The following is a 22,811-nucleotide window of genomic DNA, read 5'->3' on the forward strand; positions in this document are numbered from 1 at the left end:
ATATAATAATAGGTGCAAGCGCAGCGCATTAAAAAGTAAATCGTTGCGGCTGCAAAGCATTCCTGAGCGGGGCAGTACAGGTTTCGAACAGCATTTTGGTATGGTAGACGCCAGGAGCGACACAGGTGATAAGCTTTGCTTCCATCAATGGTTCTTCGCCGACGATGGCAAACAAACGTCCTCCCAGATTCAGGCTTTTTTGGAAAGTTTCCGGCAACACCGGGGTGGAAGCTGTCAGCACGATGACGTCGTAGGGACCATGCTGAGGCCAGCCTTGCGCAGCATCGCCTTGTTCCAAGGTGACATTGGTAATGTTATGCACCTGCAGATTGATTTTGGCCATGGTGCAGAGTGCTGACACAATTTCAACGCTGTAAACATGGGAGCCCAGTTCTGCCAGTAATGCAGTCATGTAGCCACTGCCGCTGCCCACTTCCAGAATCTTGTCGGTTTTTTTGATATGTAATTCCTGTAAGATGCGTGCTTCCATTTTAGGCGTCAACATGACTGCGCCATGTTCCAACGGAATTTCCATATCGGTGAAAGCCAGAGAACGATAAGCTGCCGGTACATATTCTTCGCGCCGTACTTTGTAAAGTAAATTAAGAACTGTTGTATCCAGAACATTCCACGTCCGAATTTGCTGTTCCACCATATTGAAGCGGTTTTGTTCGAGATTGGTGTCGAGTTTCATAATTGTTATGTTTTTTTATGGATGAGATAAACAGGCTTGCAATTATTTCATATTTCTATTAGTTTCACAGCTTCAGCTAGGGGTCCGCACTTGGAGATTATCCAGAGAGCCTGTGAAGGAATCGTAGCGCGCAGCATGGGCAAAACACGATTTGATCAAAATTTGATCAAAACTTCGTTTTAACGAAACTTTATCTTCATAGGTTCGGGGTGCTGGTGAGATAGTCCCTTAATTACCTGATGCGGATAACGCCGCCGGAGGGAAGCTAGGGATATCCCTGCTCCTTACGGCATTATGAGGAGCATAACATGAACACCATTATTTCAAAGCTAGAAAAGTTTACTAGCGATACAGCGCAGGTTGATGAAGCTGCGATCAAGCCGCTGCCCAATTCACGCAAGATCTATGTGCAGGGCACTCGTCCTGATATTCAGGTCCCCATGCGTGAGATCAGCCAGGCAGATACGGCCACTAACGGTGGTGCAGAGAAGAATCCTCCCATCTATGCTTACGATACCTCTGGCCCTTATACAGATCCTGCCGTTAAGATCGATATTCGTGCTGGATTACCCCCTTTGCGCGAAAAGTGGATCGAAGAGCGGGGCGATACTGAGTTGCTTACAGGGTTGACTTCAGCTTATAGCCGGGAGCGGCTGAATAATCCGAAGCTTGCGCAGATGCGTTTCAATCTCAAGCGGCCGTCGCGGTGCGCCAGGGCCGGCGCCAATGTGACCCAGATGCACTATGCGCGCCGGGGCATGATTACCCCGGAGATGGAATATATTGCAATACGGGAAAACCAGCGCCGTGAAATGATGGATGCGCCTGGCAGCGAATGGCTCGCGCGTCAGCATCCCGGTCAGGATTTTGGCGCTGCGATTCCACGCTTGATTACCCCTGAATTTGTGCGTGAGGAAGTTGCACGCGGACGGGCCATCATTCCCGCCAATATCAACCACCCGGAATCCGAACCGATGATTATCGGGCGTAATTTCTTGGTCAAAATCAATGCCAATATCGGCAATTCCGCCTTGGGTTCCAGTATCCAGGAAGAAGTCGAGAAAATGACCTGGGCGATTCGCTGGGGCGGCGACACCGTGATGGATCTTTCCACTGGCAAGAATATCCATGAAACACGTGAGTGGATTATCCGTAACAGCCCGGTGCCGATTGGCACGGTGCCTATTTATCAGGCGTTGGAAAAAGTCGATGGCAAAGCAGAAGAGCTAACCTGGGAAATATTCCGCGATACCCTGATTGAGCAAGCGGAACAAGGAGTGGATTACTTTACCATTCATGCCGGGGTGCGCTTGCCGTTTATTCCGATGACGGCCAAGCGTATGACCGGCATCGTTTCCCGCGGTGGTTCAATCATGGCCAAATGGTGTCTGGCGCATCATCAGGAAAGTTTCCTCTATACCCATTTCGAGGAAATCTGCGACATCATGAAAGCATATGACGTCAGTTTTTCGCTCGGTGATGGACTGCGGCCAGGGTCGATTTATGATGCCAATGACGAAGCGCAGTTTGCCGAACTGAAAACGCTGGGCGAGTTGACACAGATTGCCTGGCAGCATGATGTGCAGGTCATGATTGAGGGGCCGGGCCATGTGCCCATGCACTTGATCAAGGAGAACATGGATCTGCAGCTCAAGTATTGTCAGGAAGCGCCGTTTTATACTTTGGGGCCGCTTACCACCGATATTGCGCCTGGCTACGATCATATTACCTCTGCCATTGGTGCTGCCATGATCGGCTGGTATGGTACTGCCATGCTCTGTTATGTGACTCCCAAGGAGCATTTGGGACTGCCTGATAAGGATGATGTGAAGGATGGCATTATTGCCTACAAAATTGCGGCGCATGCAGCTGATCTGGCCAAGGGTCATCCTGGCGCGCAAATCCGGGATAATGCACTTTCCAAGGCTCGTTTCGAGTTCCGCTGGAATGATCAGTTCAATCTCAGCCTGGATCCGGACAAAGCCAAACAGTTTCATGACGAAACGCTGCCGCAGGAAGGTGCTAAACTGGCTCATTTTTGTTCGATGTGCGGCCCCAATTTCTGCTCGATGAAGATCACGCAGGATGTGCGTGATTATGCGGCGCATCAAGGTATTAGCGAAGACGAGGCGTTGAAAAAAGGCATGGCCCAGAAATCTACCGAATTTGTGGAGCAAGGCGCGGAAATTTACAGTAAATTATGATGACTTTCTCAAATCTTTCTTGTTATGGCTCTTCGAGCACAAGGTCAGCATGGATTGGCCGATACTGATCAAGGCGCTGATTCTCGGGATCGTGGAGGGGCTGACCGAGTTTCTGCCAATTTCTTCCACGGGCCATTTGATTCTGATAGGCGATCTGCTTGCTTTCAATGATGACAAAGCCAAGGTTTTCACTGTCGCCATTCAATTGGGTGCCATTCTAGCAGTATGTTGGGAATATCGCGCCCGCCTGATGGCGGTCGCAGCAGGCATAGGCTCCAGGGAATCGAATCGCTTCCTGTTAAACCTGCTGATTGCCTTTTTGCCTGCTGCCATTCTGGGCTTCCTGTTCATCAAGACTATCAAATATTATCTGTTTCATCCGCTGCCAGTGGCATTGGCGCTGATCATCGGTGGTGTGCTGATTTTATGGGTTGAGCGCCGCGATCACGTGGTGGATGTCCAGCAGGTAGAGAAAATGGACTGGAAACATGCGCTGAAAATTGGTTGTGCGCAGTGTCTTGCCCTGATTCCGGGCACCTCGCGTTCGGGTGCGACCATCATCGGGGGGCTGCTGTTTGGCCTATCGCGCAAGGCGGCGGCCGAATTTTCCTTTTTTCTGGCGATCCCGATCATGTTTGCAGCCACTTTTTACGATGTTTATAAAAGCCGCGAGTTGCTGCAACTGGAGGATCTCAGTATGTTTGCTGCAGGTTTTCTTGCTTCATTTGTAAGTGCGTGGCTCGCGATCCGGGGATTGATGCGCTATATTAGCCACCATGATTTCACGCTGTTCGCGTGGTATCGCATCGGCTTCGGCATCATCATTCTGCTGACGGCTTATACGGGAGTGATTGCCTGGTCAGCCGGTTAGTTTAGGGGGGGCATACAGACCACGAGCAATATGGGAGGCACTTCACTGCGTGAAGCATATCCTATGGTAAAAACACTGCCGTTTCGGTGAGCTTGTCAGGTTGCCTGAGCGAATGAACATCAGCTTTCGACAAGCTCAGCCCGAACGGTGTAATGGCGACTGCTTTTTACTGGAGCAGCTTACTAACTTTGCACCCAAGGCAATCCGGCTGCTTTCCAGCCACCTTTCTGCCCGCGATGACCTGTCTCATCCTTATCGCCTTCAAATCCTTCAAGGATGTTGTAGCAATTGGGGAAATCTGACTGAGTCGCAATCGTTGCCGCATAATCCGAGCGTCCGCCGCTACGGCAAAGAAACATGATCAGATCATCTTGCGCTACCTGCTCCGCGAGCTGATCGAGGAAATTTGGATTAGATTGCATGCCCGGGTAGGTTTTCAGCTCAAGTTCGATTGCGCCAGGAATGCGGCCAACCCAATCGAGTTCAGCCCTACAGCGAACATCGATCAACTTAGCGTCGGGAATTTTCTGTAACAATGCATATGCCTCCGTAGGCAGCAAGGCGCCTTTGTAAGGCAGATCCATTTCCTCGGCGCGCTCATGCGCTTGTTCTAGTATCGTGGTTGCGTTTTCCATGTGTTGGTTTTAATCAGTAAAAGGTAAAGTGTAATCAAAGTGAGGCGCTGAAGCAAAAAAACGATGGTTGTTAATCTGAACTGATGCTGCCACGATGAATCTGATGTAACGTACCACAAGTTAATTTACTTCTTTGATAATCTGGAAAAGCGTCATGTTTTATCTGATTTTGATCGTTCTTTTAGTGGCTGCGGTTGCTGGGCCTTCCTATTGGGTCAAATATATCATGGAGAAATATAGCCAGCCGCACGATCGCTATGCAGGGACGGGTGCGGAGCTAGCCCGTGCCTTGCTCGATCAGGCGAATTTGCCCCAGGTCAGGGTTGAGATGACCAAGCTGGGTGATCATTATGATCCGCTGGAAAAAGTGGTTCGTCTTGCGCCGGATAAATTCAATGACAGATCGCTTACGGCGATTACGGTCGCGGCACATGAAGTTGGCCATGCCATGCAGGATCGGGATGGTTATCTGCCTTTAAAAATGCGCACCAGATTGGTGCAGCTGGCCGCACCAGCAGAAAAATTGGGCGCGGCTATCCTCATGCTGGCGCCGCTCGTGATGGTGTTGGCGCGCGCGCCTATCGCCGGCGCGTTATTTTTAGCGGGCGGATTGCTAACCTTGGGCACTGCAACTTTGGTGCACTTGCTTACCCTGCCGATGGAAATGAATGCAAGCTTTGCGCGTGCGCTGCCTTTATTGGAGCGTGGCAATTATCTCAAACCAGGCGATGCGCCGCATGCCCGCAGATTACTCAAGGCAGCGGCCTGGACGTACGTTTCCGCTTCACTCATGACATTACTCAATATTGCACGCTGGTGGACGATTATTCGAAGATAGCTGCGCGGTACAGTAACCGGATTGTCATCAATCGGTAACTTAACGGTAACAATGCCGTCATAATGGCTTGCTAGTCTGCTTCCTTCAAGATTTTTTAATATGAGGGAGTTAACTTATGTTCAGATTTGGCGATTTGAATGCCCGGCTGACAGCGATATCCGCCGCTGTCCTCAGCGCAATTTCATTCAATACACAAGCAGCAACAGCAACCTATAATCCAACAGATAACACGGTCGATTTGCCGGTCGTGGAAGTGCTCAGCGGGGGCGCATCATCGTTTTTCAGCGCAAAACTGCAACTGGTGAGCGGCAATGAACTGGTTCTGATCGATGCGCAACCTATTTCTGCTGGCAAGGGAACAGATCGCAACGTTTTTGATGCGGACACTTCAGCGGTTCATATCTCGTCTGTGGCTGCGGGCGCGGATGAATTCTATGCCAAACTGAGATTGGTGCCAGGAGCCGGTCCTATGAAATTCACCTTGGAGCAACTGGTTAATAATCAATTCCAGGGATGTCCGGATTTTTCGACACCCGGTCCTACCGCAGGAAGCTGCGTTCTGAGCGGCGAGATCAGAAGAGATATTACCCTTACCAAGAATATTCAATGGATTTTGTCGGGCGGTGTCTTCATCGGTGGTGACAAAGTCGATAATGCCACCATTGCCATTAATCCAGGCACGCAAATTTTTGGTCAGCAGGGAGCGGATTTCCTGTGGATCAGACGCGGCTCCAAGATCATGGCGGAAGGTACGCCGGATAATCCGATCGTGTTTAGCGGCCCATCACAACAAGCCGCTGGCGAGTGGGGCGGCCTGGTGCTATCCGGCCTGGCACGGATCAATGGCTGTAACCAGGATGTCGCTGTCTGTGAAGTGGCCAATGAAGCGATCACCTCCGAGTTTTCTGGCGGTGATAATGATGCGGATAACAGCGGTGTCCTGAAATATGTGCAGATCCTGTTTGCCGGATTTGCCGTGCGTCCTGACGAAGAGCTGAATGGTTTGACATTGAACAGTGTCGGCTCAGGTACGCTGATTGATTATGTGCAGGTGCACGCTGGCCTGGATGATGGCATCGAAATGTTTGGCGGAACCGTCAACATGAAGCACCTGGTATTGACCAATATTGAGGATGACAGCCTTGACTGGGGGCTTGGTTGGAGAGGAAAAGCACAATTCGTACTGGCCAAGCAATCGGCTAGTGACGGAGACCATGGTATTGAGGCTGATAACAATCCCACCAATAATAACCTTCTTCCCCGTTCCAAGCCTGTATTGTCGAACATGACTTTCATCGGCACGCCTGTGTCGCAATCTTCTGGCGCATTGTTGCGCCGCGGTACCGGTGTCAATATCTGGAATTCGGTATTCACGCAGTTTAGAAATTGTCTGACTATCGATGGTGAAGCAACCTCGGCGCTTGCAAGCGCGCCTGGAGAATTGACCATTGCCCATTCTTTCGTACATGGTTGCGAAAACAATTTCTCTGAAGCAAATGGCGCAACGATTTCTACCGCTGACTGGTTTAACTCCCAGCCTGGCAACAAAGTGGAAGACCCCCTCTTGAGCGGCTACCTGCCTGCGTTTGGCTCACCGCTAACGCTTGCTGGCACGGCGGTCAATGATGCCTTCTTCACAACGGTCGATTATGTCGGTGCATTTAAAGATGCAGACGATGACTGGACCCAGGAATGGACCTTCCCATTTGCGAACTGATCTGCAGCGCAAATAAATAACAAGAAGCCCTGCTTGCCAGTAAAGTAAGCAGGGCTTCTTGCTTTTCACTACCTTTAGTTGATCGCACTTGAGTACTGCTTCATCCAGGCGCAGCGAGGAATATTTTTGCAAGCGCCAAAAATAACAGTAATATGAACAAGCGTACTTTTACCGATACTTATCTGAAAGCAAGGGGGGGTGATGACTTATATCAGCGGATGGGCTGCCCATGGGGCAAGGCAGAAAATCGAACCGTTTACTTATGATGCTGGCCCGCTGGCACCGGAGGAAGTTGAGATTGCCGTCGAATACTGCGGTCTTTGCCATTCTGATCTGTCCATTCTCAATAATGATTGGGGGCTCTCGCGCTATCCTGTCGTCCCGGGACATGAAGTGGTGGGCCGTATCGTGGCGATGGGAGAGCATGTCAAAGAATTGAAGATTGGGCAACGTGTCGGCATAGGCTGGAATGTCAATAGCTGCATGCACTGTCATGAATGCTTGACAGGTAGCCATAATCTTTGCCAGAAGGCAGCGCCGACGATTATCGGCCATTATGGCGGTTTTGCAGAACGGGTGCGCTCGCACTGGCTGTGGGCGATTCCTTTACCCGGCAAGCTTGAAATGTCTTCTGCCGGGCCGCTGCTGTGCGGCGGTATTACCGTTTTTGCGCCGCTGCTGATGTATGGTGTGAAGCCGACAGATCGGGTCGGTATTGTTGGCATCGGTGGTCTTGGTCACCTTGCGCTGCAATTTGCCCGTGCCTGGGGCTGTGAAGTCACTGCGTTTACCTCGGATCTATCGAAGGCGGAAGAAACCCGGCAATTTGGGGCGCATCGTGTCGTTTCCAGCCGTAACAGTGCAGAAATCCTCAAAGTGGCCAATTCACTCGATTTTCTCATGGTTACCGTGAATGTGCCGCTCGACTGGCCGCTGTTGCTCAAAACGCTGAAGCCGAATGGCCGCATGCATATCGTGGGCGCTGTGCTGGAACCGATACCTGTGCCCGCGTTTGAGCTGATCATGGGGCAGAAAAGCGTTTCGGGATCGCCTACCGGTGGGCCTGCCATGATGACGGCCATGCTGGATTTTGCAGCACGACATCATATTGCGCCGCAGGTCGAGCATTTTCCGCTCAATAAAGTCAATGACGCTATCGCGCATTTGGCAGCAGGTAAAGCAAGGTACCGCGTGGTGCTGGATCATGCTGCTTCGTTCTGATTGATGCGGCCAAGATCTGCCAGAAATACCGTTTGGCCTAATACCATACAAGCCTCACCGCGGTCGGTTATCATTTTGCCGGAGCAGCCTGGCAAGCTTATTTTTTCCGCTTTGCGCGCGGGTGAGCGCTATCGTAAATCTTGGCAAGGTGTTGAAAATCCAGGTGTGTATAGACTTGAGTGGTGCTAATGCTGGCATGCCCCAGCATTTCCTGCACGGCACGTAAATCCCCGCTGGATTGCAGCAGGTGGGAAGCAAATGAATGGCGCAGGGCGTGGGGGTGTACATGATTATCGAGCTGTTGCTGGCTGGCTCGTGCTTGCAGGCGGTATTCGACTGTCCGGGGACTGATCTGGTTGCCGCGCTGCGACAGAAAGAGCGCGCGTTCCCCTGGTTGCAACATGCCCTGCCGCTGCTTCAGCCATGCCTGCAGTGCTTGCAAGGCATAAGTGCCAACCGGTACTATCCGCGTCTTGCTGCCTTTTCCTTGAACCCGCACGGTACCTTCGGCAAAATGGATATCCTCTGGTCTCAGCCGGGTCAATTCTGTCAGCCGCAGGCCAGAAGAGTAAAACAGTTCAAACATGGCGCGATCGCGCACGCTTAGCGGATCGTTGTGAGCGAACGCCATCAACTTTGCGGTTTCATCCGGAGAGAGCGCATGCGGCAAGTTTCTCGGGGATTTTGGAACCCGTATGCCATTGCAGGGATTATCAACGTAGTTGTGATGGCGGATTAAATAGCGATAAAAACCCCGCCAGGCTGATAGCATTCTCGCCAGGCTTTTGCCGGAAAGACCGCCTCCATGAAGTTTGGCGATGAAATGACGGATATCGTGCACGCATAGCTGATTCAGCGGTGTTTTCTCAGAAAGCTGCAACAAAGCCGCCAGATCGCGGGCATAACTTTGTCCGGTCAGCGGTGACAGTCTGCGCTCATGCGTCAGGTGGGTGAGGTAGGCGCTGACCAGCGCTGGTTTTTCGTCGCAATGGGCGTGATCCATGGGTATGTTTTCTAGCTATTCAGTCGCTTATTGCCTGTGAAAACAATGTGTCGGCGCAGCCGCCTTCAGATACAAGGCGAAGAATATCGCAGCCAACGCAGTTAGTTTACAGGTTCTTAAAACGTGCCAGTGCGCCTGCAATCAGCTCGCCTAACCGCTCCAGATAAAGCGTGCCCATATCGGGATGAAAGCGCTCCGATTCTGGGCTGCCCATCACCAGTAAGCCAATGGTATGCTTCCTGCGCAGCGGGATCATGCAAAACGATTGTAGTTGCTGTGCATCACGCCCAAACCATTGAATGATATCGCCAGCAGGGTTTGGCCCGCAGTAGGGTTTTGCCATATTTTCCACGATGGCGCGCAATGACTCGCTGATAGGTTTGAATTCAGAGCGCTGTCCGCCGCCGCTAGAATTGTGCGAAAACCACAAACGTAACGCTACATGGGGAATGGCGAAAATTTCACACAGATTGTCGTTCAAGCCGTGCAGCATGTCTTCCAGCGAATTAAACGCCATCAACGCCACCATCAGCCTATGCATTTTCTCGCTGATGATGTCGTTATGCTCGCCGTTATTGATGAGCTCATGGAGTTTTACTTGCAGTTGGCGGTTTTTTTCCCGCAGCGCGGTCATCTGGCGTTCACTGATCGAAATCGCCCGGCCATCATAGGGATGTGGAATTCTGATATCAGCCAGCACCTCAGCATATTGGTCAAAGAACTGCGGGTTTTCCCGCAGGTATTGGGCAACGTCTTCTGCTTTCATAATGATTTTCTGATCTCTTCCTCGAGCAAAAAAACGTGATATTAGCCTATAAAGCCATAAACCGTACGATCACTTTTAGCGGGTGTAACAGAATCACCACTGACTTACAAGTCATATTCACGAAAAGCAATCGGTGTTAGAATAACGCGGAAGTTTTGTTTTGGCGGGCAGCCAGCGATTAATGTGAGAAAAATCACTCGTTTGTCAGGCATTGGGATGCACAATAAAGACCATAACAAGCCTGGCAAAGAAGTGAAGCGCCTTCCACGAGTTGTTCGTTTGTCGTAGAACGAGAAAGCAGGGAGCGCCAGTTGATCTTCTAATACCCGAATCAAATGATATAAAGGAGCTTTTTTTATTCTTTCGCAATCGTACCGTCAGCTTATTATGTGTGATGTCATGACATGATTTGGATTGTTGTAAATAAGCAACATGACGCGTCCGGAGAGGTTTGATTGCTTGCATGCACTGGGATTTTTAGGCAGAATCGGTGAAACTTGTCAACTGTGGCGATTTCTGGTGGCGAGACCATTATCATTGTCATGAAATGTGCAATCAGGTAAACAGGAACGCGAAAACTGATTTTTAACAGCTTGCAAGGATTATTTGTTTTATATCTCAGCAATTTCGTGGCATATGGTTTTTTGTCTGAAGTTTTTTTAACTCTATTTAAAAGGAAACACTCGTTATGGCTATTTCTGACACTCAAAAGGAACAGATTGTTGCGCTTGTAGTGGCTACATTCAATGCCCCGCCCGGCGCAACTTTTTTAAGAGAATTTGCGAATGCTATTGAAGCGGGTATGCCGCTTACGGAACTGGCGAATATCCTGGTGGGAACCACTGAATTCCAAAGAGATATTCTGCAAGGCGCCGTGACCCCGACGGAAATCTCAGCCGCGCTGCTGAAAAACTTCGGCCTGACAGCGGGCAATACTGATCCTAACAGTCCAGATGCCCAGGCAGAAGCCTTTTTTGCTAATGGTCTCGAAGCCGGTGCGAGCGTGAGCTCTCTCCTGATCGCTGCAGGCGCTTTTCTGCTCGGCAATCCAGGAGAGCCATTTGCAGCGACATCGGCTTTATTCAAAAACAAAGTAAACGTTGCTGAACAGTATTCTGTAAGCAATTCCGATGACAATGTGCCTGATCTGCAAGCTGTTCTGACCGGTGTTACAGCGGCAGGGCCTGCTACGGATGCAGAAGCGCTACAATATCTGGCGGACAGAGGTTATGCTGCTCCTGGTGAGGTTGTGGGCGATACCTTCACCCTGACAACCAATCAGGACGCCCTGACCGGCGCAACAGGCAATGATACTTTCAATGCGTCCCTGGAAGATGGTCTGCTCGGCATACAGGTCAATACGTTGCAAGACGTGGATGTACTGGATGGCGGTGCGGGCACTGATACGCTCAATGCCACCCTTAGCAATTTCTTCACGGTGACTAACCCGCCAGTGCCAGCTCCCTTTGTAACAGCGCCAACGCTCGAAAGCATCGAGAACGTCAATGTGAAGTTTGTGGGCGTCGCACCTCCCCCTCCCGCCTTCTTTACCGCCAATCTGAATCTGGCCAATGCCAGCGGCGTTAATACTGTGACGATTGCGGACAGCACGAGCGCAGGACTGGTGAGCGGCCTGGGCGCAGCCGCTAATCTGGCGGTCAAGAATCAAACACAGAATGCTATTTTCGGTGGCTCCACTGCAGAGACTTTGAATCTGAATCTGGATACGGTGGGTAAACTTACACCTCCGACCGAGACTACAGTGCATTTGCTGGATGCCACAGGAACTACGCTCAATGTGACCAGCAACAATAGCAATGTTCTAGTAGACAGCGATGCTGATGCATTTACTACTCTGAGCGTCGCGGCGACTGGTGAAAATATCCTGAACATGGCGGCAGCCGCCAAAGCGACTGGCGTGACAGTGACTGGCACGGGGTCGGTTGATTTCAACCCGTTGTCTTCCTTTACCGGTGAATTGGCCACGTTTGATGCAAAAGGCAACAGCGGCGGCGTCAAGGCAAATATCCAAAGCACCAAGGCTGTAACGGTGACCGGCAGCAGCGCTGCGGATGTATTTGACATGGATACGCTTGTTACCGGTGATTCGTCAATCGACTTGGGCGCGGGTGACGACAAGCTGTTTGCAGGCAATCAGCTTGCTGGCTTCAACAAAGGCGCAAACGGCGGCGACGGCACTGGTGACATCATCAATATCACCGATGGCGCTACGCTGACCGAGGTCAATGCAGCATTCATCACGAATTTCGAAACGCTGGATGTCTCGGGTGGTACCGGCAGCTATGATGTGTCGCTGAACAATTTTACCACCGTGCAAATCGACGAAGCCATCAATGGCTTGCCAGTAGGTCCGCTTACTTTCGCCAATGCGCCTGATGCCTTCACGCTGACGATCGCGAACCAAGCCAATGACCCTGCTAATGATGGTTTTTTCCTCGGTTTTCCAACCACAGTACTTGGCAAGGATTTCGCCGGCACGGATGAATCCTTCACGCTGGCAGCGACGCTGCATGATGGCAATAAGGACAACTTGGTCAATAATGGTTTCATCGGAACTAACACGATTGTGGCCGATGGTGTTGAGAACCTCGCGATCGATGCCAAGGTCGGTACGCTGGACGGTGGCGCCACTGCAACGGCTGTTGCTTCCGATTACATACTGTTTACTGCTTTGGCTAGCGATGTCGCTCAAACCTTGACCATCACCGGCGATGCTTCTGTTAATCTGCTCGGCTCAGGGATATTTGCTGTAAACAAGGTTGATGCGAGCACTTCAACCGGCAATATCACGCTCGATTTCTCGGCGCAAACCGGTAGCGTTGGCTACACAGGCGCTGAGGGCATAGATACTTATGCGGGTAGTGCCTTTGGTGATACTGTTTATACAGGCAAAGGTGCGGACGTGGTAACACTTGAGGATGGATTGTTGGCAGATTTAGTAACTCCTCATGATCGTGCGCGTGATACTTTCGTGCTGAAAGATGCAACCGATTCACAAATTACTGATACCTCCAAGGACGGCAAGATCACCCTTGATATTGACACCGGCTTCGATGAAGTGATCAACTTCCAGGTAGGTGGAGGTGCAACCAACGATCGTCTGGATGTCACTAACTTTGGTTTTGCTGGCGCGCAGCGTGGCGTGGTGAATGTGACTGCGAAAGTCAACGCAACCACCGATCTGACCAGTATCGCAGATTTGTTTGATTCTGCAGCTGGTGATCGCGGTGTCGCTTACAGCGTGAACGCTGCCGGTACTTTCGCATTTGTCGATGCCAACAAAGATGGCAACTTCACTGCAGCGGATGACCTGGTGGTTAAACTGACCGGTGTGGCAACACTGTCGGAAACCGACATCAACTTCTAATCTCTTGGGAGATGACCGGCGAGCTTGATTTTGCCGGAGAAGCAGTCAATCAAACCCCGTCCTTTGCACAAGGGCGGGGTTTTTTTATGAGTGTTTGCCTGGCAAGAAAACTGCTATTTTTTCGAAAGGAATGATAATGACTGACTGGACTGCCGGCTACGTGGCGGACATTGGCTATACTTATGGCTACTATACGGAACTCAATCCGTTACGGCTCAGGCTGCCATTACTGGCTGCCGGGATTGTTTTCCCGGAAATTGACACAGCCTGTGAATTGGGCTTTGGCCAGGGAATGAGCATAGGCATGCACGCAGCGGCCTCAGGCAGGCGCTGGTATGGCACTGACTTCAATCCCGCGCAGGCCGGATTTGCGCAGGAAATGGCTGCCGCTTCTGGCGCACAGGCGTATCTGTTCGACCAGGCGTTTGCCGAGTTTTGCACCCGCAATGATTTACCTGATTTTGACTATATTGGCCTGCATGGCATCTGGAGCTGGATTTCAGACGAGAACCGCGCGCTCATTGCCGATTTTATCCACCGCCGGCTGAAGGTGGGTGGCGTGCTCTATATCAGCTACAACACGCAGCCTGGCTGGACAACGATGCTGCCGATGCGCGAGCTGCTGACAGAACACGCCGAGGTCATGGGTGCCAGCGGCCAGGGTATCAGCAGCCGGATCGACGCCGCGCTTGATTTTGCCGAGCGCATGCTTGCCACCAACCCGCTGTACGGCCGGGTGAATCCGCAGGTAGCCGAGCGCATCAAGAGAATGAAGGAGCAAAACCGCAACTACCTGGCGCACGAATACTTTAACCGCGACTGGCATCCGATGTCGTTCAGCCGCATGAGAGAGTGGCTGATGCCTGCCAAACTGAGCTATGCCTGTTCCGCGCATTATGTCGATCATGTCGATGCAGTCAATCTATCAGAAGGGCAGCAGCAGTTTCTGCGCGACATTGCTGACCCGATGTTTCGTGAAATGACGCGCGACTTCATGTGCAATACCCAGTTCCGGCGGGATTACTGGATTAAAGGCGCCCGCAAATATGATGCCATCGAGCGTATCGAACATCTGCGCAACCAGCGCATCATGCTGCAGAATGTGCGCGACGCAGTCGAACTGAAAGCCAGTGGCGCGCTGGGCGAGGCCAAGCTAAATGAAGGTGTCTACGTGCCGATTCTCGATCTGCTGGCTGATTATAAACCGCGCACGCTGGGTCAGATCGAACAGGCGCTGCAGGGCAAGAGCATCGTCTTCGCCCAGGTTTTGCAGGCGGCAATGATACTGATCGGCAAGGGCGATGTCGGCGTGGTGCAGGAAGATGCGGCGGCGGCAAAAGCCAGACGCAGCACTGACAAACTCAACCTGCATTTGATGAACAAGAGCCGTGGCAGTAACGACATTGTTTACCTGGCGAGTCCCCTCACCGGCGGCGCCATAACGGTCAATCGTTTCCAGCAACTGTTCCTGCTGGCCCGCAGTCAGGGAAAGAAATCGCCCGCTGAATGGGCGCAGTTGAGCTGGCAATATCTGGCCGCCTTGAACCAGCGGCTGACCAAAGAAGGTAAAACCATAGAATCTGCCGAGGAAAATCTGGCTGAACTTACCCGCCAGGCAAGCGAGTTTGCCGACAAGCGCCTGCCCATTCTGATGGCGTTGCAGGTAGTCTGAATTTGCAGGGTGCGCCGACGCCAAGAGGCGCATCGTTCGCGGCAAGCTCAGTCCGAGCGGCATCTTTGAAAAACGATTTACTTGTGAATAGCGCTAAGGTATTCATGTATCTGTCCTGTGATGCTAAAGAAAGGCTGTCCAGACCACCTTGGCAATCATGCCGATGGCGATACAGCCAGCAAGGATAGCAAAAGCTCGCTGTAATCCCGGCCCGGCGAAACGATCGGCAACTGTTTTGCCGAGCAGCATGCCTGCGATAGTTCCGGCGCAAAAGGGAATGGCGATCGACCATTGCATGGCGCCAATCAGTATTGCTGAAATAACGCCTGTGGTAGCAATGAGTGCAGTGATGGCAAGCGATGTGGCTAAGATGGACCATATGGGAAGATTGGTGATTTTTCTGAGCGCCGGCACCATCACGAAGCCACCTCCTACACCCAGTAAGCCTGACAGGAAGCCTGCTGTTGTGCCTGTAAAAGCTAGCGCGCTGAAACATGGTACGGTCCAGATCAGACGCCCACTGATCTCATCCAGAGTACAGGGCGCAGCGGTATGCATGTCTATGTCCTTTTCATGCAGACGTTGGCGCAACATTTGCTGGGCTGCGTAGGCGAGCACGCCAGCAAACAGCAATGTCAACGCGGTGTCTGGTAATCGTTGTGCAATCCATACACCCGCTGGAGACACCAGTGCGCCTGTCAGTGCGATAAAACCGGCTGCCCGGTATCTGACCCTTTTTTGCCTGAATGCCAGCAATGCGCCGATTGCCGCTGACAAACCGACGGCAAGTAGGCTGATAGGAGCAGCTTCTGCTACTGTCAGGTGCAGGCTGAGCATGAGCAGCGGCACTGCGACGATGGTGCCGCCTGCCCCGGTCAGTGCCAGCACGATGCCGGTGAATGAGCCCAGCAGAATGCTGATCAAGCTGGTTTCCATGGGCGGCTTAGCTGACACCTGTTGAGCGGGTTAGCCATTCACGGCCTTTCAGCATGCCGTTCCAGTACAGCCAAGGGAATACCTTGACTTTGAGCAGCCAGTTGAATCGCCGTGGCACGGTCGGGTCGAGCGGAAAAGTCGGCAGCAGCTTGCCGCCAAAACCGAATTCGGCCAGAATCACCTTGCCATTCTCCACGGTAAGCGGGCAAGCGCCATAGCCATCATAAATATCAGGGAGTTGTCTGCCTTCTTTGGCTGCCAGCAGATTCTCGGCCACGATGACGATCTGCTTTCTGGCTGCGGCCGCGGTTTTAGCGTTGGGCGAGGAGCAGGCATCCCCCAGCGAGAAAATATTGGGGTAACGCACATGCTGCAAGGTCTTGGGATTGACTTCACAGAAACCGGAGGCGTCTGCCAGCGGGCTGTTGCTCAGGAAAGCAGGCGCGACCTGGGGTGGCGTGACATGCAGCAGATCAAATGGTTTTTCCACCCGTGAGACCTTTCCTTCACTGTCCTTGATTTCAAAAGTAGCGATTTTATTGGCGCCATCGACTTTTACCAGATTGGAGTTGAATGCCAGTTTGGCATGATAGCGTTTTACGTACTCCATCAGCGATGGTACAAAATCCGCGACCCCAAACAGCACTGCTCCGGCGTTATGGAATTCGACTTCAATATTATCCAGCACACGCTGGTGCAGCCAGTAATCGCATGACAGATACATGGCTTTCTGCGGTGCGCCGGCACATTTGATCGGCATGGGTGGCTGGGTAAACAACGCCTTACCACTTTTGAGGTTTTTCGTCAACGTCCAGGTATAAGGCGCCAGCTCGAATTGGTAATTGGAGGTGACGCCATTTTTACCCAGTGTTTGCTGGATACCTTCAATCTTTTCCCATGCCAGGCGTATGCCGGGACAAACGATCAACTGTCGGTAACCAATTGTGCGGCCATCGGCCAGATGAACCAGATTGTTGTCTGGATCGAAGTCGCTTGCTGCTGCCGGTATCCACTCTGCTTTTGGCGGGATGACGTCTGCCGTGTTCCTGACTGTCTGCGCAATATCATAAGCGCCACCGCCAACCAGTGTCCAGGCTGGCTGATAATAATGCTTATCGCTTGGTTCGATAATGGCGATGCGCAATGAAGGGCGGCGGTGCAACAGGCTGGCGGTCACACCAATTCCCGCAGCTCCTCCGCCCACCACGACGATATCGAAGGCATTGCCCCAATTGCAGGCAGCGGTCACAGCAAGTGATTTATCTTCGGTTGCGTGCAGGACGGGAATTGTTTCAGGCGCCTCCTCTGTCCAACTGCAGGCGGCTGTGACCGATTCTTCCGTCCTTTCGGGTTTTTCCGGTTCAGGCTTTTCTGTTTGCTGTTTGGTTAGTTCATATAGCGCTTTGGCCCGATTACCGGTATTGCAGAAAGCGAGTACTGGCCCCGGCAGTTCTGCCAAGAGCTTATTAAATGTTTCGCTCTTTTCTATGGAAACTTTACCAATCTCGATAGGTAAATAAACAAAGTTGATTTTCAGCGCGTGCGCTGCTTGTTCTAGCTGAGCGCTGGCAGGCTGGCTTGCCCCGCCTTCATGATCAGGACGATTGCAGATAATCGATTGATAGCCTGCTGCTGCGATTTCTGCCAGATCATCCACGCTGATTTGACCGGCCACAGACAGTTTTTCAGTTAGCTTGGTCGTGGTAATGCTCATTTTTTCCTCCTTTTGCCGGGACCGGCTTTTTTAATGCAAGATGATTACTGCTCTGCTGCGGGCTCTTGTCCGCGCAATAAAGCTGGTACAACGTTTGCATGATGTGTAATGCTTCCTGGCTGGCCAGGCGGTAATAGATATATTTGCCTTTGCGCTCAGTGTGCACCAGCTTTTCTTCGCGCAACACGGTAAGTTGCTGTGACAGAGTCGGCTGACGGATTGCGAGCGATTGTTCCAGTTCGCCTACATTTTTTTCACCTTGTACCAGTTGGCAAAGAATAAGCAGACGGTCTTCGTTAGCCAGTGCTTTTAACAAGGCACAGGCTTGCGCGGCGGCTGCCCGATTTGACAGCATGTCAGCCAAATCAGCATGATGTTCTGTTTTTTTTATAATTAGTGGCTTGCTTAGCATAAAAAACGCATTCAATTTTTTGTTTGAATTTCGAAAAACACTTGCTGTTGCTGTGCGCAACGGCTCATTTCCGTGCGCGGTATCGTTCCAGGAGCTCAAAGATGGCCATGCCGAGCAGCATGGCGGCAACAAACACCATGCCGTGCAGACTGCCTGTGCCAACCAGCACCAGCCCAGGGCCCGGGCAAATACCTGCTAATCCCCAGCCGATACCGAATGCCAGGCTGCCGAGCACCAGGCGTTTATCGATCACGCGCGAAGTAGGTAGCTGGATGGGTGAGCCTTGGTAGGTCTGACCGCGGCGGCGCGCCAAAGTGAAAGCAAGCATGCCGATGCTGATGGCGCCGAGCATGACGAATGCCAGCGAAGGATCCCACGAACCGGTGATATCAAGGAATGACAGCACTTTGGCCGGGTTTGCCATCTGCGAAAGGATGAGTCCGATGCCAAAAACCAGGCCGGAGAGTAAGGCAATGAGAATGGTGATCATAGGTGATTACTTGGAAGTGTAATCAGCCCAGGAGATGTCTGATGAGATAAACCGTGACAACACCTGTGCTCATAAATGTGAGCGTGGCAACGGCGGAACGCGGCGACATGCGCGACAGGCCGCATACGCCGTGCCCGCTGGTGCAGCCAGAGCCATAACGTGTGCCCAGACCCACGATCAGTCCTGCAATGGCCAGCACCGCGTAACTGGTATCAATCTGGATAGGAGGCAACTTATTGAATAGCTGCCATAACCATGGCGCCAGGATGAGTCCTGTAATAAAGGCGATGCGCCATCCCATATCACCTTTGTGCAGCTTGAACAAACCGCCGACAATGCCTGAAATGCCGGCGATCCGGCCGGCAAGCAACAGTAGTAATGCGGTGGCGATACCAATCACCATGCCGCCTGCCAGTGCCAGCCCTGGTGTGAAATGGGTCCAATCAATGGTCATGCGCTTTCTCCTGAATTCATCTTTTCATATAATTACAATTGATATTATGTTAATAAATATATTATAGTCAATATAAATGTGTTTATTCGGACTTAGCAAAGGAGAGCGTCATGCAGCCAAACATTCAAGCATTCTTTGATCCTGTGACCGGGACAGTGAGCTACGTGGTGTACGATGAGCCAGGCGGAAGCTGCGCCATCATTGACCCCGTGCTCGATTACGATCCAAAGGCAGGCAGAACGAAAACAGTTTCTGCCGACAAATTAATTGCGTTCGTCAATGAGCAGCACTTGACCGTGAGCTGGTTGCTCGAAACGCATGCTCATGCCGATCATCTTTCCTCTGCTCACTACCTCAAAGACAAACTGGGGGGAAAAACGGCGATAGGCGGTCACATTCCGCAGGTGCAGCAAACTTTCAAGAAACTGTTCAATCTGGAGCCGCAGTTTACTGCAGATGGATCGCAATTCGATCGTTTGCTGGCAGATGGTGAAATTTTCAATGTGGGAAAGTTGACTGGCAAGGCAATTGCAGTGTCGGGGCATACCCCAGCCGACTTGGCCTATCAATTTGAAGATGCAATATTTATCGGCGATACCCTGTTCATGCCGGATGTAGGAACCGCACGCGCAGATTTTCCAGGGGGAGATGCGCGTCAGCTTTATCGTTCCATCCGTAAATTACTGGATTTTCCTCCCGCCACGAGATTATTCATGTGCCATGATTATCCACCCAAGGATCGTGCTGCTCCTCAGTGGCAAAGCACGGTGGCAGAAGAACGCGCGCATAATATTCACGTCCATGACGGTGTCAGCGAAGATGACTTTGTCGCCATGCGCACTGCACGCGATGCGACGCTGGAGATGCCGGTGCTGATGCTGCCTTCCGTGCAACTCAATGTGCGCGCAGGGCAAATGCCGCCGGCAGAAGATAATGGCGTATCCTATTTCAAGATACCGATTAATGTGATCTGAGAGCTTTGATTGTAAATTAATACGGAGGGACAGAGATGGCGCGCTTCGATGACAAAAGACGGCAATTTCTGCAGTTTGCTGCATTCAGCGCGGCTGCTGCGGCGTGGCCAGGCGTTATGCTGGCACAAGCAGCTAAAATGAGCAATGCGCCCAGCGGCACTTTCAAGCCTGATGTGGAAATCGAATTGACTGCACGTGAGGCTACGGTTTCCCTCAAGCGGGGTGCGACCACCAAGGTGTTCAAATACCATGGCAAATTACTTAAAGGTTCTCCCGCTACCTTAAGCGAACTGCCAGGCTACCTTGGTCCCACGCTGAATCTGGTGCGTGGGCAGAAAGTTCGCATCATTTTTTACAACCAATTGCCTGAACCAACTGTCGCGCATTGGCACGGCATGCATGTGCCGCAGAAAATGGATGGGCATCCGATGTATGCAATTAATCGGGGTGAACGTTATGTGTATGAGTTTGAAGTCAAGAATCCTGCCGGCACCAACTGGTATCACGCGCATACCCATGAAATGACCGCGACCCAGGTTTATCAGGGATTGGCAGGGTTGATCACCATTAGCGATGAGCAGGAACAAAAACTGGAATTGCCTGGCGGCGCATACGATCTGCCGCTTGTGATTCAGGACCGACGCTTCACTGCTGACAATCAATTGCGCTATCTGCAGCATGGCATGCAAGAACGGATCAGGGGATTTCTGGGCGATACTATCCTGATCAACGGCCAGATTGATCGCACCATACCGGTGAAAACTCGCGCGTATCGTTTGCGTGTGCTGAATGGTTCGAATTCGAGGATTTATAAGCTCGGCTGGGAGGACGGCACGCCTTTGACCGCAATCGGCACGGATGGTGCATTGCTCGCAAAGCCTGAGACCTTTCCGTACATCATGCTGGCCCCGGCTGAACGGGTCGAGTTATGGGTCGATTTCAGCGGCCGGGAGCTGGGCTCCGATCTCGTGCTGTATAGCCTCGACTATCATGGTGTCATGCCGCATATGGGTGGAGGAATGCGCGGCGGAAGGAGCGGAGAAGGTAGAAGAGGCGGTGGCATGGGCATGATGGGGGGTGGACTTGCGCAAGGCAGCAAATTCCCGCTGGTTAAATTCCATATTGCTGAAAAGACCAGCGAATCACCTCAATTACCGACAACGCTGGCCAGCTTTAAACGTCTGCTCGACCGCGATGTTGCGAACCCGGATAAACCGATCCGGATTGGCCTGAGCATGATGCATATGTCGCCCGAACTCAATCATCGCTCGTTTGAGCTGTTGGCCGCCGCAGAGAGTGAAAAAATTCCCGTCAATACTATTCAGAAAATCCGGATTTTCCAGGAAGACCATGGTATGCGCGGAGGAGGAAGAAGAGGAATGGAAGATACGGCGGATATGAGCGGCAGGGGAGGAAGGAGGGGTGGCGGCATGGGGATGATGATGTCGATGGCGCACCCAATCCATCTGCATGGACAACAATTCCAAATTCTGTCGCGCTTGATAAAAGAGCAGCATGGCAGCGGCTACGAAACTGTCAAGGATGGTTTTGTCAATAACGGCTGGAAAGATACCGTGCTGGTTATGCCTGGCGAAGAAGTGACCATCATCAAGCCGTTTCAGGAGTATACCGGCCTTTTCCTCTATCACTGCCATAATCTGGAGCACGAAGATATGGGGATGATGCGTAATTTTTTGGTGGAGTGATCGTCACTGGAATCCAGCCCGCTTATTGCAGCAAGCCGCGATTGATCCGTGCAGTCAGCCGCCAGCCTGTTGAGACTGGCGGTGTCCATTGGCTTTTTACAGAGATGTGCTAAGCAGGCGGGCTCGTATGTTTTTGGTGCGATGACTTCAGGCAGAATTTTCTCGCTATAGCTGGAATATCTCCGCCAAAAAATTACTGATCGACTGATAAGCCCGTTTTGCCGCCACTTCGTTATAGACTGTCCCAAAAACGGGATTATTCGCAACAGGATTGGTAAAAGCATGCATGGTGCCACCGTAGACATGCACCTGCCAGTCTACTCCCGCTTCAGTCATTTCCTTCTCAAAAGCCAGCACCTGTTCTGGCGGCACCATGGGATCATCATGGCCATGGAGACACAGTACTTTAGCGTTCATTTTCTGGTTGGCCACATTACCAGGCGCAAAGATGCCATGAATGCTGATTACCCCTTTTACTTCGGCACCCGATCGAGCCAGTTCCAGCACGCACATACCGCCAAAGCAGTAGCCCATGGCAGCGACTTTTGCTGCGTCAACTTGTGGCAGTTTACGCACAGCGTGTAATGCCGCGTTTATTCTTTGTCGCAATAAGGCACGATCGCTTGCGAAAGGGTGCATGAGCGCAGCATTGCCTTCGGTGTCGCCATCGCGACCAAAAATACCTTTGCCGTACATATCCAGCGCAAAGCCTACATAGCCCATTGCCGCCACTCTTTCCGCCGCCTTGCAGGCAAATTCGCGCCGTCCGCTCCAGTCATGCGCGATCAGCACGGCCGGTTTGCTTGTATTTGTTTCATTGTAGGCAAGATATCCTTCCAACTGCGTTTCACCATCCTGATAATCAATGTGTTTGGTCAGCATATTCGGTCAATCCTTAAGTCGTATGTAAGAAATATGCATAATCTTACGCTAACTTTATCAGCTACACGTCTATCATAGAAACTATCATGCGATTGAACAGCAATTATCTGTATAGCAAAGCTCAAATAAATTGATTACAATTCATAGATGACTTATCCATCATCATTTCGCTGCAAAGTTTTGTCCGTTCGCAAGAAGGAAGGACTTACCATTGCGCAGGCGGCGGCGCGTTTT

19 protein-coding genes are annotated in these 22,811 nt (G+C 51.6%); 9 read left to right on the forward strand and 10 right to left on the reverse strand.

Features of this window, described 5'->3' with window-relative positions; genetic code table 11:
* Positions 1–28 precede the first annotated feature (28 nt).
* Positions 29–694: a protein-L-isoaspartate O-methyltransferase gene (locus tag J5I83_RS08025; RefSeq protein WP_304054755.1), complete on the reverse strand. Its 666-nt coding sequence runs from the start codon at positions 692–694 to the stop codon at positions 29–31.
* Between the two features lie 308 nt (positions 695–1,002).
* On the opposite strand from J5I83_RS08025, the gene thiC reads away from it, so the two are divergent.
* Both thiC and J5I83_RS08035 read left to right on the forward strand, forming a co-directional pair.
* Positions 1,003–2,898, forward strand: a complete 1,896-nt coding sequence (gene thiC / locus J5I83_RS08030) for a phosphomethylpyrimidine synthase ThiC (RefSeq protein ID WP_304054756.1) — start codon at positions 1,003–1,005, stop codon at positions 2,896–2,898.
* Between the two features lie 49 nt (positions 2,899–2,947).
* Positions 2,948–3,769 carry an undecaprenyl-diphosphate phosphatase gene (locus J5I83_RS08035; protein WP_304054757.1) on the forward strand — a complete coding sequence of 274 codons (822 nt, stop codon included), beginning with the start codon at positions 2,948–2,950 and terminating at the stop codon, positions 3,767–3,769.
* 182 nt (positions 3,770–3,951) lie between these two features.
* On the opposite strand, the gene J5I83_RS08040 is transcribed toward J5I83_RS08035, so the two are convergent.
* Positions 3,952–4,404, reverse strand: a complete 453-nt coding sequence (locus tag J5I83_RS08040; RefSeq protein WP_304054758.1) for a rhodanese-like domain-containing protein — start codon at positions 4,402–4,404, stop codon at positions 3,952–3,954.
* A gap of 154 nt (positions 4,405–4,558) precedes the next feature.
* On the opposite strand from J5I83_RS08040, the gene J5I83_RS08045 reads away from it, so the two are divergent.
* The 3 genes from J5I83_RS08045 (at position 4,559) to J5I83_RS08055 (ending at position 8,180) form a co-directional block, all read left to right on the forward strand.
* The gene (locus J5I83_RS08045) at positions 4,559–5,242 is read left to right on the forward strand and encodes a zinc metallopeptidase (RefSeq protein WP_304054760.1); all 684 of its coding nucleotides are present in this window, start codon (positions 4,559–4,561) and stop codon (positions 5,240–5,242) included.
* A 115-nt stretch (positions 5,243–5,357) separates the two neighbouring features.
* Complete coding sequence (locus tag J5I83_RS08050; protein WP_304054761.1) at positions 5,358–6,959, forward strand: hypothetical protein; 1,602 nt, start codon at positions 5,358–5,360, stop codon at positions 6,957–6,959.
* A gap of 201 nt (positions 6,960–7,160) precedes the next feature.
* Positions 7,161–8,180, forward strand: a complete 1,020-nt coding sequence (locus tag J5I83_RS08055; RefSeq protein WP_304054763.1) for an NAD(P)-dependent alcohol dehydrogenase — start codon at positions 7,161–7,163, stop codon at positions 8,178–8,180.
* Positions 8,181–8,277: 97 nt separating this feature from the next.
* Here J5I83_RS08055 and xerC read toward each other — a convergent pair whose 3' ends face one another.
* Both xerC and J5I83_RS08065 read right to left on the reverse strand, forming a co-directional pair.
* Complete coding sequence (gene xerC, locus J5I83_RS08060; protein WP_304054765.1) at positions 8,278–9,183, reverse strand: tyrosine recombinase XerC; 906 nt, start codon at positions 9,181–9,183, stop codon at positions 8,278–8,280.
* A gap of 106 nt (positions 9,184–9,289) precedes the next feature.
* Positions 9,290–9,949 carry a DUF484 family protein gene (locus J5I83_RS08065; RefSeq protein WP_304054768.1) on the reverse strand — a complete coding sequence of 220 codons (660 nt, stop codon included), beginning with the start codon at positions 9,947–9,949 and terminating at the stop codon, positions 9,290–9,292.
* A gap of 688 nt (positions 9,950–10,637) precedes the next feature.
* Between J5I83_RS08065 and J5I83_RS08070 the strand changes: the two genes are divergently transcribed.
* Both J5I83_RS08070 and J5I83_RS08075 read left to right on the forward strand, forming a co-directional pair.
* Positions 10,638–13,337, forward strand: coding sequence for a hypothetical protein (locus J5I83_RS08070; RefSeq protein ID WP_304054770.1), 2,700 nt, complete (start codon positions 10,638–10,640; stop codon positions 13,335–13,337).
* A gap of 136 nt (positions 13,338–13,473) precedes the next feature.
* The gene (locus tag J5I83_RS08075) at positions 13,474–15,009 is read left to right on the forward strand and encodes a class I SAM-dependent methyltransferase (protein WP_304054772.1); all 1,536 of its coding nucleotides are present in this window, start codon (positions 13,474–13,476) and stop codon (positions 15,007–15,009) included.
* 123 nt (positions 15,010–15,132) lie between these two features.
* Here J5I83_RS08075 and J5I83_RS08080 read toward each other — a convergent pair whose 3' ends face one another.
* The 5 genes from J5I83_RS08080 to J5I83_RS08100 all read right to left on the reverse strand — a co-directional run bounded on the left by J5I83_RS08080 (position 15,133) and on the right by J5I83_RS08100 (position 19,015).
* Positions 15,133–15,945 carry a sulfite exporter TauE/SafE family protein gene (locus J5I83_RS08080; protein WP_304054775.1) on the reverse strand — a complete coding sequence of 271 codons (813 nt, stop codon included), beginning with the start codon at positions 15,943–15,945 and terminating at the stop codon, positions 15,133–15,135.
* 7 nt (positions 15,946–15,952) lie between these two features.
* Positions 15,953–17,659 carry a TIGR01244 family sulfur transferase gene (locus tag J5I83_RS08085; protein ID WP_304054778.1) on the reverse strand — a complete coding sequence of 569 codons (1,707 nt, stop codon included), beginning with the start codon at positions 17,657–17,659 and terminating at the stop codon, positions 15,953–15,955.
* Complete coding sequence (locus J5I83_RS08090; protein ID WP_304054799.1) at positions 17,631–18,014, reverse strand: metalloregulator ArsR/SmtB family transcription factor; 384 nt, start codon at positions 18,012–18,014, stop codon at positions 17,631–17,633. The genes J5I83_RS08085 and J5I83_RS08090 overlap by 29 nt, the downstream gene beginning before the upstream one ends.
* Positions 18,015–18,135: 121 nt before the next feature.
* Positions 18,136–18,561, reverse strand: coding sequence for a YeeE/YedE family protein (locus J5I83_RS08095; RefSeq protein WP_304054781.1), 426 nt, complete (start codon positions 18,559–18,561; stop codon positions 18,136–18,138).
* A 22-nt stretch (positions 18,562–18,583) separates the two neighbouring features.
* Complete coding sequence (locus tag J5I83_RS08100) at positions 18,584–19,015, reverse strand: YeeE/YedE family protein (protein ID WP_304054784.1); 432 nt, start codon at positions 19,013–19,015, stop codon at positions 18,584–18,586.
* A gap of 110 nt (positions 19,016–19,125) precedes the next feature.
* Between J5I83_RS08100 and J5I83_RS08105 the strand changes: the two genes are divergently transcribed.
* The gene (locus J5I83_RS08105; RefSeq protein ID WP_304054785.1) at positions 19,126–19,989 is read left to right on the forward strand and encodes an MBL fold metallo-hydrolase; all 864 of its coding nucleotides are present in this window, start codon (positions 19,126–19,128) and stop codon (positions 19,987–19,989) included.
* Positions 19,990–20,024: 35 nt separating this feature from the next.
* Positions 20,025–21,695 carry a multicopper oxidase family protein gene (locus tag J5I83_RS08110; RefSeq protein WP_304054787.1) on the forward strand — a complete coding sequence of 557 codons (1,671 nt, stop codon included), beginning with the start codon at positions 20,025–20,027 and terminating at the stop codon, positions 21,693–21,695.
* A gap of 165 nt (positions 21,696–21,860) precedes the next feature.
* On the opposite strand, the gene J5I83_RS08115 is transcribed toward J5I83_RS08110, so the two are convergent.
* Positions 21,861–22,577, reverse strand: coding sequence for a dienelactone hydrolase family protein (locus J5I83_RS08115; RefSeq protein WP_304054789.1), 717 nt, complete (start codon positions 22,575–22,577; stop codon positions 21,861–21,863).
* Positions 22,578–22,811: the final 234 nt, after the last annotated feature.

Source organism: Nitrosomonas communis (assembly GCF_024102715.1).
In the GTDB taxonomy this organism is placed as follows: Bacteria; Pseudomonadota; Gammaproteobacteria; order Burkholderiales; family Nitrosomonadaceae; genus Nitrosomonas; species Nitrosomonas communis_B.